Source organism: Actinomyces israelii, assembly GCF_030253495.1.
Lineage (GTDB): Bacteria > Actinomycetota > Actinomycetes > Actinomycetales > Actinomycetaceae > Actinomyces > Actinomyces israelii.
In genome coordinates this window covers 1561475-1574238 of record NZ_CP124548.1, presented here as the reverse complement: position 1 = coordinate 1574238, position 12764 = coordinate 1561475, and the positions used below count along the sequence as shown (strand labels likewise).

The following is a 12764-nucleotide window of genomic DNA, read 5'->3' as shown; positions in this document are numbered from 1 at the left end:
TCACCGCACGAGGAGGTTCCATGACCTACGTCAACATCACCGCACTGGCCTTCCCCGAGGGCGCCGAGGACGAGATCGAGCGCCGCTTCGCGGCCCGGAAGAGACTGGTGGACGCCGCCGAGGGCTTCGTGGAGTTCGAGCTCCTGCGCCCCGTGGTCGGCGAGAAACGCTACTTCGTGGTCACCCGCTGGGACACCCGCGAGCACTACGAGGCGTGGGCCTCGGCCCGCCCGGCCGGCAGCCACGCGGACGACGAGCGCCGCGGCATGAGTGTCGCGCAGCTGGGCTTCGAGCTCGTTCAGCACGACGCCTGACGGATCCGCTTCCCCTCCAGCCCGACCCGCTACCGCGGCACCACACCCGCTCGCAGCAGGCCGACGGTGTGCCCCTCGGTGAGGGCCTCCCAGGAGGCCTCGATAATGTCGGTGCCCACCCCGACGGTGGACCAGGTGCGCCCGCCGTCGGTGATGTCAACCAGGACCCGCACAATGGAGCGGGTGCCGCGCTCGGAGTCGAGAATACGGACCTTGAAGTCGCTCAGCTCGAAGCGCCGGATCTCCGGGTAGGACTCCGCCAGAGCGGTGCACAGGGCCTGGTCCAGGGCGTTGACCGGGCCGTTGCCCTCCCCCAGGACGGCGTGGCGGCGCCCGCCGACCCACAGCCTCACGGTCGCCTCGGCCTGGGTGATGGTCCCGCCGTCGGCGGGCAGGAGCGTCTCGCCGGCACGCGGCTGCGCCTGGATGGAGGCGCGCCAGGACTCCACGCGGAAGTACTCGGGCAGGTCGCCGCGAGTGGCGCGCAGGAGGAGCTCGAAGCTGCCGTCCGCCGCGTCGTAGGCGTAGCCGGCGGCCTCGCGCTCCTTGACGGTCCGGGTGACGCGGCTGAGCAGGTCGGCGTCACCGCCGGTGTCGATGCCCAGCTCGCGCGCCTTGAGCTCGACGGAGGCCCGCCCGGCCATCTCCGAGACCAGCATGGTCATGGTGTTGCCGACTTTGGCGGGGTCGATGTGCTGATACAGGTCGGGGTCCACCTTGATGGCGCTGGCGTGCAGCCCGGCCTTGTGAGCGAATGCCTTGGTCCCCACATAGGGCAGGCGGCCGGAGGGCACGCGGTTGGCGATCTCCCCGATGGTGCGCGAGACGGCGGAGAGCTCGGTCAGCCGGCGGGCGCGCTCGACGTCGTCTCCCGGCAGGGCCGTCCATCCGGTCTTGAGCTCCAGGTCGGCGACGAGGGTCAGGAGGTTGGCGTTGCCGGTGCGCTCGCCGAAGCCGTTGACGCAGCCCTGCACCTGGCGGGCGCCGGCCTCGACGGCCGCCAGGGCGCCGGCGACCGCCACCCCGGCGTCGTCGTGGGTGTGGATCCCGACCACGCATCCGGTCCGGCCGTCCTCGTCCAGGACCGAGCGCAGCTCGCCGATGCACCGGCCGATGCGGTCGGGCAGGGTGCCGCCGTTGGTGTCGCAGGCGACGACGGCGCTGGCACCGGCGCGCGCGGCCGTGAGCGCCACCCGCAGGCCGTAGCCGGGATCGTGCCTCAGGCCGTCGAAGTAGTGCTCGAGGTCGACCATGACCTCGCGACCGGCGGCGAGAAGCACCTCAACGGTCTCGCGCACCATGCGCAGGTTCTCCTCGCAGCCGGTGCGCAGGGCCCGCTCGACGTGGACGGGATCGGACTTGGCGACAATGGTGACGGCGGGGGCGCCGGAGTCGATGAGGGCCCGCACCTGGGCGTCCTCGGCGGCCGCGGTCCCCGCCCTGCAGGTGGACCCGAAGGCTACCAGCCGGGCCGTGCGCAGGTCGAGCTCGTCGCGAACGCGGGCGAAGAGCTCGGTGTCCTTGGGGATGGCGCCGGGCCAGCCCGCCTCGATGTAGGCCACGCCGAACGTGTCGAGGAGCCGGGCGACAGCGAGCTTGTCCTCCACGGTGAAGGACACGGACTGCTGCTGGGCCCCGTCGCGCAGAGTCGTGTCATAGGCCGCGACACCGACGGCGCTGGGGGTATGCGCATGATTCATCTGCTCTCGTTCCCGACTCGCATTCGACAAGAACGCGGACAGTGTGTCATATCCGGGCTCCCGACGACGATGCCGTCCACCGGACGGGGCCCGCCGCCCCGGAGTCACGACTGGGCAACAAGTCGGATCGTCGGCGGTTCTGCCCCGGAGCCGCGCGCTACCGTGTTCCGGTCCTCATCGGCGGTGCTCTGCATCGCCTCCCGCTGCCGCCTTGCAGGAGACTCGATGCCCGAGCACATGATCGCCGCCCACGGGACCGGACGTCGAGGAGGCGGGCGAGCCCGCGCCTCCCAACGGCGGCTGCCGCGCGGGACTGCACTGGCGCTGGACGCCGCCATATGGGCGATCGGCGTGGCCGCCGTCGTGCGTCTCGGCGTCGACGGCGGCGGGCCCGGCGGGCTCGCCGCGGGGACGGCGGCCCTGGCGGCGGGCCTGCACGCGGTCATCTGCACCATTGGCGCCACTGCCGTCGCCGGACGGCGCCGTTTCGCCACAATCGACGAGATCCCCCGGCTGCTGCTCATCGACGTGCTGGTCGCCGTCGCCCTCATGGCGGCCCCTCGCCTCCTGGGAGGCCGCCTCATCCCTGTTGAGAGCGTCGTGGTGGCGGGTGCGCTGGCGCTCATGGTCCACCTGGCGGCGCGATGGGCTTTCCGCCGGCTGGCCGAGCGCCACCGCCCCAGGACGCGGCGGGCGCGCCGAGCCGTTGTCCTGGGCGCCGGGTTCGCGGGCGCCCAGGCGATCCGCATGATGCTCGAGGACAGTGACTCCGCCTTCCAGCCGGTCGCCGTCCTCGACGACGACCCCGCCACGCACCACCGCAGCGTCCGCGACGTGCGGGTCGCGGGCCCGTGGGGAGCCCTGGAGCGCGTCGCCCGGACGACCAGGGCGGACGCGGTGGTCCTGGCATCGACAGCCGATCCTGAGAGTGTTGACGGGGTCGTACGGCGGGCCCGCGCGCTGGGGCTGGAGGTACAGGTCATGCCCTCCCCCGCCGAGGTGGCGAGCACGGCGCCCGCCCGGTGCCCGGGCGCCTCGCCGATCCGCGGAGCCCGGGTGCTCCGTCCGCTGGAGGTGACGGACCTGCTGGAGCGGCGCGCGGTCGAGACCGACGCCGAGGAGGTCGCCGCCTACCTGACCGGCGAGCGGGTGCTGGTCACCGGCGCCGGCGGCTCCATAGGCTTCTGGCTGTGCCGGGAGATCGCACGCTATGAGCCCGATCGGCTCACAATGGTGGATCGGGACGCGTCCGCCCTCCGCCGCGTGCAGATGTCCCTGGACGGAGAGCCTGCGCTGGACTCCCCCGACCTGGTCCTGGGGGACCTGCGCGCCCCCGGCTTCATCGATGCCCTGTTCGAGGAGGTTCGTCCGACGGTCGTCTTCCACGCGGCGGGCCTGAGCCGGCTCGCGCTGGCCGACCGCTTCCCCAATTTCCCCAATGAGGCCTTCCTGACCAATGTCGTGGCGACCCGCGACCTGCTGCTGGCGGCCGCGGCCCATAATGTGAACCGCTTCATCAATGTCTCCACGGACAGGGCCGCCCACCCGGTGGGCGTGCTGGACTGCTCCGAGCGCCTCGCCGAGCGCCTGACCTCGACTCTGGGGAAGCGCCTGGGCGGGAGTCGCCGCTTCATCTCGGTGCGCTTCGGCGCAGTACTGGAGTCGCACGGTCCGGTGCTGCAGACCCTCGTCTCCCAGATGGAGCGGGGCCTGCCGACGACGATCACGGATCCGCGCCTGCGCCGCTTCTTCACGGGCGCCGACCAGGCGTGCCAGCTGGTCCTGCAGGCGGGCGCGATGGGTCTCAGCGGACAGGCGCTCATCCTCGACATGGGCAGGCCGCATGACATCGAGGAGGTCGCCCGTCGCTTCGCCGGCCTGCGGGACTACCCCGACACGCGCGTGGCCCGCACCCGGATGAAGCCGGAGAGAGCGCCCGAGCCAGTCGCCGGCAAGACGGGCGAGCGGACCCCGCACCCGTTGATCTCGCAGACGACTGTCCCGCCCGTTCCCATGTCCGCGCTGGGGGTCATCGATGACCTGTGCGCGCACACCCACCGGGACCTGCACGGCGCCGTCGTGGGCCGCTGGCTGGAGCTCGCGGCCGGATCGGACGGCGTCACGACCGCGGCGCCCGCACAGCCGCCGCGTACCATGCCGTCCGCGGCCTGACGCGGCCCGAGACGGCCCTGAGCAGGGCGCAGCGGGAAGATCGCGCTCACCCCTCCTCGGACAGGGCGACCAGGATCCAGGCGCGCACCCCCTCCAGCGTCCGCCTGATCGGCCCGGGATCGATCAGCCGGCCCTCCGAGTCCCCGCCCGGCGCGCTGCGCAGCGCCTCGCGCACCCGCTCGATGAGGTCGGCCTGCGTGAAGGTGACCGGCAGGCCCGAGCTCTCGGGCCAGTCGCGGTACAGCCCCCGCCCGATGTCGCGCTGGCGAGCCAGGTCGGGCACGTACAGGATGGCCGGACGACCGGTGAGAGCGTAGTCGACGGCGATGCTCGAGTAGTCCGAGACCAGCACGTCCGAGACCGCCATGAGGCTCTCCACTTTCGGGTAGTCGCCGGCATCGATGACGGCCGCACCGCGCGCGAGCGGTCCGCCCTCGCCGTCGTGCCCGAGCGCGCGCACGAGCACGGTCGTCTCCGTGCGCGCCGCGAGCGCCGCCGGGTCCAGCAGGCCGGCTCGCTGAACGGCCGCGCCGGCGTCGTGCACCTCCTCGCGGGGCGCTGGGGCGTACAGCACGACCCGGCTGCCGGGCTCGATCCCGAGGTCGGCACGCACTCGGCGTCGGTCCTCGTCTCCGATGAGCAGGCCGATGTTCCGGGGCTGCTCGCCGACCAGTACCTGACCGGTGTATCCCGTGGCGGCGCACAGATCATGGGCGGCGGCATCGCTCCGAGCCAGCAGAAGGTCCCACTGGGGCGCCTGGCGCGCCATGAGCCGCCGGTAGGACAGAAGGACGGTCCCCACCGGGGCGTCCAGGAGGAGCTTCCTGATCGGCGTGCCGTGCCAGGTCTGGATAATGCGCTGGCCGGGCCGCTTGTAGAACCAGTCGGGCAGACGGTCGTCGGTGACAATGATCCGGGCGGTGCGCAGCGCCCGGAACCATGCCCGCGAGCCGCGAATCACGGGCGTAGCCCCCGGCGGTGCGCTCATCGTTCCGTCCAGGACCGTCCACCACAACGGCGCCTCCAGCCCATGCACGCACAGGTCCGTCAGGATGGCGGCCGGATTGCCGCCGGTGGAGCGGCCGCCGAAGGACTCGAAGACGATGCCGTGCCGCAGGGGCCCGGGGTCACGGCAGATGAGCCGAGCGCGCCCGTAGCGGGAACGCTCGAAGGCGGTCAGGGGCGCCACGACGGTCACCGTCACCCGGCGGTCGGGGCCCGCCGCCAGACGCACGGAGCGCACGCCGCCTGCCAGCTCGACGGAGGCGGCGGTGAGGAAGGCTCCGGCAAGGCACGCGCCGGTGCCGCCCGAGTCCGACCTCCAGACCAGTGCGTGCTCACCGCGGGCAAGGCGCGCCTGGTGCAGGTCGGCCGCGGCCCGCCAGGTGCCGTCCCTGCAGGCGCCCGCAACCAGCTCGTAGTCGCCTCGCCGGGAGCGCGCCGCGACCACGATGCGGCCCAGCTCCCCGGGCGCGCGCCCCTCCAGGGTCACGGTGTCCTCCGAGATGCAGGCGGAGTCGAGGGTGACCTCCGTCGGCCCCGCGAAGCCCGCTCGCGCACCGTCGGTGCCGGAGGCGCGGGGGCCGTCGGCCGACTCGTCGGGCGGTCCCGGGACGTCGGGCAGCCAGGCGGTGACGACCCGGTCCGCGACGGTAAGCATGGCGCGCAGCCGCACCCGCTTCCCCTCGGTGCGCTCCCTCATCAGGTAGAGGCCGGCGATGAAGCCCTCGTCGAGGTGGCTGCGCCAGGGGTCGTCGGCGTCGATGTCCGCCTGCGGGGCGCGCCTGCGCCTGGCGCGGCCCCTGGCCGCGATGGCCCCGTCGTCGTCGATCGCCTCAATGAGCAGGCTCCCCGCGTCCTCGGCCGACAGGCCGCGCACATAGGCCAGGCCGATGACCTCCAGGCAGTACGACGTCCTCCACCGCACGGAGGCGTCGGCGATCAGGCGCAGGTCGGAGTCGCGGACGGCAAGCAGCTCGGCGGGCAGCGCCGCTATGCGGTCCAGCACCGGCGGGGAGGCGTGCAGGAGGGTGCGCGGCGGGGCGGCGACCAGCTGGAGCGGGCAGGCGGTGGACTCCTCGGCGCGCGAGCCGACCAGCTCCTCTGCGTCCGCGAACGTGCCGTGGGCCAGGGTCCACACCAGTGCGCGATCGAGCAGGGGCAGCATCGTCCAGGCCTCGTCGTGGGCGTCGGGCAGCAGGCCGCTCACGCCGGCGCGCAGGCGGCGGATGCACTCGGAGAGCCGATCGGCGGCGCGGACCGCCAGCTCAACCACGTCATCGCGCATCCAGGCTCCCACAAGGCGGCTGTGAAGGGCCGAAGCACCGGCCGCTGCCCTGGCAAGGGCCTGTCCGCGCGCCACGACGCCCTCCACGGCCGCGTCGTCGATCCCCCGCAGCGGGGAGCGCGCGAGGACGCAGCGGCTGAGGACATCGATCGTGCGGGCGGCCATCAGCGCCCTGACTGCGACCGCCTCCGGGGCCGGGCCGTCCGAGCAGACGGCGGCCCGCCACAGGCGCGTGCGCGCCACGAGGCGGCCGGTCAGGGGATCCTCGACGGCGTCGAGCACGTCCTCCACCCGGGTGCGGCTCCGGCTCGGCCACGGTCCGGACGTATCTGTGCAGCACGGGTGGCGCGCGGCGCCGACGACGGCGTGGGAACCGGAGGCCGCCAGCTGTGAGGTCATGGCCTCGTAGGCTCCGGCGACGACGGCGTCGCGGGGGTCGAGGACCGTCAGCAGGGGCGCCCGCGCGGTGCGCACTGCGGCGGCGATGCCCGCCGCGGGTGCCAGGCGCACGCGGTGGTCGCGCACCGACAGGCGCCGCAGCGCGGATGCCGGGGACGTCGAGGCGGCCGACTCCCCGGTCCCGAGGGCCTCCACGACGACGAGCACCTCGAGATCCCGCACCGACTGGTCGAGGACGGAGCGGATCGCCCGTTCGACGTCCTCCGCGGTGGGCGCGCAGCCGGGCGCGCGGGCGGTCCCGGTGACGGGGCGCCCGTGGCGGGCGGGGATGCCGCCGTCGAGAGGGATGATGACGCTGAGCGCGGGGCCGTGCAGGTGCCCCGGGAAGCCCGGGTGACTCATGGACGTGCCGGCAGCGCGCCGCGCGCCGACATGCTCAGGGGCGGTTCCAGGGCCCGGTCCAGCGCCGCGGCCGGAATCGGGTCGGCATAAGCAGCAGTCACGTCGATAGGCGTCCGCATACCTTGTCCTTCACACAGTCATCCATTTTTAATCCCCGCGGCGTCCGCACGACTCCAGGATCATCCGGAATCCTTCAGGGCCCTTCGGGGCGAACACGGGTAGCGGGGAGCGGGCGGGAGGGCTCACTGCACCGGTGCGACCGCGCATCCGCACCCTAGCGCCGGCGAATTGCCATCATCCTCGCGAAAGGCGCCGCGGAAAGGATCTATGCAGAACTGAGACATTTCGGCGTCGGACGTCACGAGTCAGTCACAAATCCTCGTGCGCGCCGGCCGTCCGGCCCGAGGCGATGTATGCTCCAAATGTGATTCACACTCCCCACCCTTCCCCTTCCCTTCACAGGAATGAAGAGGCCGACAAGCGCGAACGTCGCGACCGGTGATCCCAGAATGACACTCGAAGACATCCTCACACTCACGCGGCAGAGAATCGGAACCATCCTCTGCGGGTTTCTGGCCGGAATCATCCTCTCCGCCATATCGCTGTGGCTGACGCCCGTCACCTACACGGCGTCCGCAATAGCCTACGTGCGCGTCTCGGTGCCATCGAGCGGGACGGATCAGAGGCAGGCGGACTCCTACTACGCAGCATCGCAGCTCGCCTCCCAGAAGGTCAAGGCCTTTGTCCCCGTCTTCACCTCCGAATCTGTGGCCCAGGGGGTCATCGACGCGCTCGGCCTGAGAACGACTCCGGCGCAGCTCGCCCGCTCCATCTCGGCGAAGAACGAGAAGAACGCGCTGACGATCAATGTCACGGCGAGCGCCCCGACCGCCGAGGAGGCTCAGGCGATAGCCGACGAGACCATCCTCCAGGCGGATGCGCAGATCAAGCGCCTTGACGGCGAGGACTCGCCCATCGGCGTCGTACTCATGTCCTCGGCGGACCTGTCGGGCACGACCCGCTCGCCCTCCCCGGCCAGGCGCATCGGGATCGGGTCCCTCGCCGGTATTGTCGTCGGATATGCCTCGGCCTTCGCTCTCGACGCCCTGGACAAGCGAGTCCGGTCCCAGTCGGACGTCGCGTCCGTTGTCGATGAGCCGATCCTGGCCACTATTCCGCGTTCCGCGGAAATGGCACGGAGAAGATACTCGGAGACTCCCGACCACAGGGTCGAGGAGTCCCTCCGCAAGCTGCGGACCAATCTCCGGTACACGAATATCGACAAGGGACTTCACACACTCGTCGTAACATCAGCGATGCAGGGGGACGGCAAATCAACCGTCTCGGCGAACCTCGCTCGAGTCATGGCGCTGTCGGGACTGGACGTCATCCTCGTGGAAGGCGACCTGAGGAAGCCGACCATGAGCAGCACGTTCGACATCGATCAGGGTCATCCCGGGCTCTCCCACCTCCTGGTCGGAGCGGTCTCGCTGGAGAGCGCGCTCGTGCAGCCCTCCGTACCCGGGCTGCAGGTCATCCCGGCCGGCGACACTCCGCCCAATCCCTCAGAGCTCCTGGGCTCTGAACGCATGTCTGATCTCCTGTCCTTCCTGGCCAACGACCATGTCGTCATTATCGACGCCCCGCCCGTGCTGCCGGTCACCGATGCGGTCGCGCTCGCCGAGAACACCGATGGAGTCCTCCTCGTGGTCCGCTCCGGCCGCACCACTGAGGACCAGCTGCGACAGGCCGCCTCCAGCATTCGCCAGGGCGGCGGAACGGTCCTCGGGGTCGCCCTCAACCAGGCCCCATCATCGGCCGTCGACCGTCTGCGCTACGGTGAAACGGTGTACGGGTACACCACCGACAGCCATGTGCAGCCCTCGGAGCCCGCCGCTCCCGCTGCGGCGCCCCCGGGTGCGGCGCCCGGGGGCGCCGCGCCTCCGCCGCGGCACGCGAACCGGGCCCTCGGCCTTGGCCCCACCAAGCACGCCGACAATGCCGAGCATGCCGGAGGGGCCGCGTCAACGGCGGAGTTCGTCGCCATGCTGACGCGGCGCAAGCCCGGCGCCGGCAGGTGGGGGTCGACGGATGCGCGAACCTGGCGCTCCCGCGTCGGCACCGTCGGCACGACGCCCCCGACCATCACCACCAAGGCGTGATGGCAAGATGACGCAACCGCCACCGTGGCTCAGGACCGCCGCACGGAACCGGGCGTCGCGGGCGAGGTCATCGCGACCGCCGCGCGTCCTCTTCGTCTGCACGGGCAATATCTGCCGGTCCGCATTCGCAGCGTCCTGCTTCAGGGCCAACCCGATGACGAAAGGCGTGGACGTTGTCTCGGCGGGCATCATGGCCGTGGTCGGGCACGGGCTCGATGACACCTTCGCCAGGATCGCGGAGGGACTCGGAGCCGATTCCCACGAGCACCGCGCCCGACAGCTCACCGGGAGGATCCTCGATGAGGCCGACATTCTCCTGGTCTTCGGCCCGGAGCACCGCGAGTGGATCCTCGCCGGTCACCCCGAGAGCTCCGAGCGGGTCCTCGCGCTCGGGCAGGCCGGAGCGGTCCTGTCCCTCCTGCCTCGTGGCGTCACCATCCCGTGGTGGTCCTTGGCCGAGACCGTCCTGGCGCGCCGCCCGGTTCCGCGGCCGGAGGACTGGATCGACGATCCTTATGGACGCGGCGAGCATGCCGCTCGGATCACCGCGCAGGCGATCACCGACAACCTGGGCCTGCTCGCCGACCGGGTCTCCTGGGACGGGCGCGCAGAGCCCTCCGGGCTCTCCAGCCCGCCCCGATAAGGCTCCCCCGCGCCCCTTCCCTCCCGCACTGACGATACTGCGACTGTACTGCACGATAAAAACAACACCACATGACCCGGCAGAATCTCGACTACAGGGCTCTCGCGAAGCCCGAATCCGCTCTCGCAACCGAGTCTTTCCAGCGCGCCCTGCGAATAGGCGACCTTGTTATCATCTCGCTGGTCATAGTCTTCTCCCACCTGGTGCGCTTCGGCGCAGGGGACGCCGCCATCGCCACAATTCGTCACGGCAGCCCCACGGCGAGCTATGTCCTGCTGGGCGTCGCCATCATCCTCACCTGGTGGCTGCTCCTGGCGGCCCTGAAGTCATACAGGGAGCACCTTCTCGGATACGGCTCCGACGAGTACCACCGGGTCTTCCAGGCCACAATCACCGAGTTCGGCGGCCTCGCGCTGCTCTCCTATCTCGCCGGAGTCGAGCTGTCGCGCGGCTACTTCCTGGTGGCCCTGCCCACCGGACTCATGTCTCTTCAGCTCTGGCGCTGGCTGGCGCGCCGGCGCCTGGTCAAGGCGAGGAAGAGTGGGGCGTTCACTCACCCCACGTTCATTGTGGGCTCCTCGGAATCGGTGCCGGCCGTCATTGCGGAGATCGGCCGACGCCCCGAGCTCGGACTGGCGGTCGTGGGCGTCTTCCTGTCCGATGCAGATGCCGTCGGCCCTGAGACCGGGCTGTCCTCCCTCCTGATCGGCGACACCGCCTGTCTGCCCCGGAGAGTCAGCGGAGCCGAGGGCATCACGCTCATCATCGCTCGGGAATCCGGGTTGAACCCCTCCCGCATCCGGCGGATCAGCTGGATGCTGGGGCCGACCAGCAGGCTCGTGATGGTCCCGTCCATGCTCGACGCGGCCGGGCCGCGTCTTCACCTGCGCCCGGTCGACGGAATCTCGCTGATTGAGATCCAGGTTCCCCGTCTGGACGGGGTCGGCCTCCTGGCGAAGCGGCTGTTCGATATTCTCGTGTCCACGACGCTCATTGCCGCGCTCGCACCGCTGTGGATCGTGATCCCGGCGCTCATCCGGGTCGGGGACCACGGTCCGGCGCTCTTCCGGCAGACGCGTGTGGGGCTCAGGGGACGCGAGTTCCGCATATGGAAGTTCCGCACCATGCGTGTCAACGCCGACGCCGAGCTCACTGCTCTGCTGGCCCGGCAGGGCACGGCGGACAGGCCGCTGTTCAAGATCGACGACGACCCGCGGATCACCCGGATCGGGCGGTTCCTGAGGCGCGCCTCCCTTGACGAGCTTCCACAGCTGTTCAATGTTCTCCAGGGGACGATGAGCCTGGTCGGCCCCAGGCCGCAGGTTCCCGCCGAGGTGGAGCTCTACGACGACGTCGCGTCCCGCCGCCTTCTGACCAAGCCGGGGATCACCGGCCTGTGGCAGGTCAACGGGCGGTCCTCGCTGCCCTGGGAGGAGGCGCTCCGTTTCGACCTGTTCTACGTGGAGAACTGGTCGTTGTCCATGGACATCCGGATCCTGTTCAAGACGCTGCGGGTGGTTATCACCCAAGACGGTTCGGCCTGAGCCCCCCGCAGGGCCGAATTGCGGACTCGCCCGCCTCACTGACGCGACACCTGCGAGCGAATATACGACAGGGCGCGACGGCGCTCATGCGCGAGGCGCTCGCGATCATAGGAGAGCGCTCCCCAGCGAAGCGCAATATCGTCAACGCGGTCGATCGAGCCGACAAGGTTGCGGTCCGTTCCCAGAAGATGCAGGGTCGACACAATAAGTCCACTGCAGCGAGACGGCGGGACAGCGGCGAACTGCGTCTCAAATATGTGCGAGAGAGCAACTACGTAAAATGAGTCGGTGACCACGAACGAGGCGTTCTTTATCAGGCTGAGGAAGTCCTCTACAGAAGGAGTCACATAATGCTTCGCAGTGAACATGCGCATGGTCGACCAGTAGTCGATCCTCACCACAGGCAGTCCGGTCCTCCTCGCCATGCGGGCGGCCGCACTCACGAGCAGCGGGTTGCGAGTGAGCTGGTGGACGGCGATGTACGGCCGCTCCACAATGGGCGCAGACGCGATCCTGCGCCAGTAGCCGGCGGGAGCGGCGAGCGTGGGATCCACGTGCTGCTCGACCTGAAGGCCGAGCGACATGAGGTAGTCATACGCCCTGGCCTCTCTGACGGACAGGCCGCTGAAGCGAGACAGCGCCCTTCGCGCGCGACGCTCCTCGCTCTTCGGAAGCACAGGCGTTCCAGTGGACGAGGCGAAGGAGAATCGGCGGGCCTCCTGCGGCAGGAACGACAGGTAGAACGGGCGGTTGTCTCGGTTGCGTTCAATGTTCCACACCTGGCCCGCCCCCACGCAGCACACGTCATAGTCGTCAGCCGGAAAGCGACGGAGGTCATCGAATGAGCAGTAGCGCTCGGGCGTCAGGTGAATTCTTCTCTTGAGAAAGTCGCGGAACACCGACGACCGCCGCCGCGCATCGCGCCCTCGAAGCGCGGCGTGCGCCCGAGTCGCCAGAGGAATGTGGGCGTATCGACTTCCGGAGAAATAGCTCGCGGCGCCGCCCCCCGCCCCTTCACGACGGAAGTCGACGACGGAGCACCGCGCCCCGGCCTTCTCAATGAGGCCCTGGGTCGCGAGCGCCTGCAGCGCCGTGCCGTAGTCCCCGACACTGTGCAGCGTCATCAGAGCCACACGAGGAG

General features: G+C 70.5%; 8 protein-coding genes. 5 read left to right on the top strand and 3 right to left on the bottom strand.

What is annotated here, in order from left to right; translation table 11 throughout:
- Positions 1-20: 20 nt before the first annotated feature.
- A complete protein-coding gene (locus tag AIF0345_RS06405; protein WP_268918279.1) occupies positions 21-314 on the top strand; it encodes an antibiotic biosynthesis monooxygenase family protein in 294 nt (97 codons plus the stop codon).
- Positions 315-343: 29 nt separating this feature from the next.
- On the opposite strand, the gene cimA is transcribed toward AIF0345_RS06405, so the two are convergent.
- Positions 344-2014 (bottom strand): citramalate synthase, encoded by a 1671-nt coding sequence (gene cimA, locus AIF0345_RS06400; RefSeq protein ID WP_268918278.1) that lies wholly within the window; start codon positions 2012-2014, stop codon positions 344-346.
- Between the two features lie 225 nt (positions 2015-2239).
- Here cimA and AIF0345_RS06395 point away from each other — a divergent pair, with 225 nt between their 5' ends.
- On the top strand, positions 2240-4186 hold the full coding sequence (locus AIF0345_RS06395; protein WP_285297700.1) for a polysaccharide biosynthesis protein: 1947 nt from the start codon (positions 2240-2242) through the stop codon (positions 4184-4186).
- A 46-nt stretch (positions 4187-4232) separates the two neighbouring features.
- Here AIF0345_RS06395 and AIF0345_RS06390 read toward each other — a convergent pair whose 3' ends face one another.
- Positions 4233-7274, bottom strand: a complete 3042-nt coding sequence (locus AIF0345_RS06390) for a CDP-glycerol glycerophosphotransferase family protein (protein ID WP_285297699.1) — start codon at positions 7272-7274, stop codon at positions 4233-4235.
- Between the two features lie 509 nt (positions 7275-7783).
- Here AIF0345_RS06390 and AIF0345_RS06385 point away from each other — a divergent pair.
- The 3 genes from AIF0345_RS06385 to AIF0345_RS06375 all read left to right on the top strand — a co-directional run bounded on the left by AIF0345_RS06385 (position 7784) and on the right by AIF0345_RS06375 (position 11623).
- Positions 7784-9436, top strand: a complete 1653-nt coding sequence (locus AIF0345_RS06385; protein WP_285297698.1) for a polysaccharide biosynthesis tyrosine autokinase — start codon at positions 7784-7786, stop codon at positions 9434-9436.
- Positions 9366-10079: an arsenate reductase/protein-tyrosine-phosphatase family protein gene (locus AIF0345_RS06380; protein ID WP_311136106.1), complete on the top strand. Its 714-nt coding sequence runs from the start codon at positions 9366-9368 to the stop codon at positions 10077-10079. Before AIF0345_RS06385 ends, AIF0345_RS06380 begins: the two co-directional genes overlap by 71 nt.
- A 71-nt stretch (positions 10080-10150) precedes the next feature.
- Positions 10151-11623 carry a sugar transferase gene (locus tag AIF0345_RS06375; RefSeq protein ID WP_285297696.1) on the top strand — a complete coding sequence of 491 codons (1473 nt, stop codon included), beginning with the start codon at positions 10151-10153 and terminating at the stop codon, positions 11621-11623.
- 35 nt (positions 11624-11658) lie between these two features.
- On the opposite strand, the gene AIF0345_RS06370 is transcribed toward AIF0345_RS06375, so the two are convergent.
- Positions 11659-12747 carry a polysaccharide pyruvyl transferase family protein gene (locus AIF0345_RS06370; RefSeq protein WP_285297899.1) on the bottom strand — a complete coding sequence of 363 codons (1089 nt, stop codon included), beginning with the start codon at positions 12745-12747 and terminating at the stop codon, positions 11659-11661.
- Positions 12748-12764: the final 17 nt, after the last annotated feature.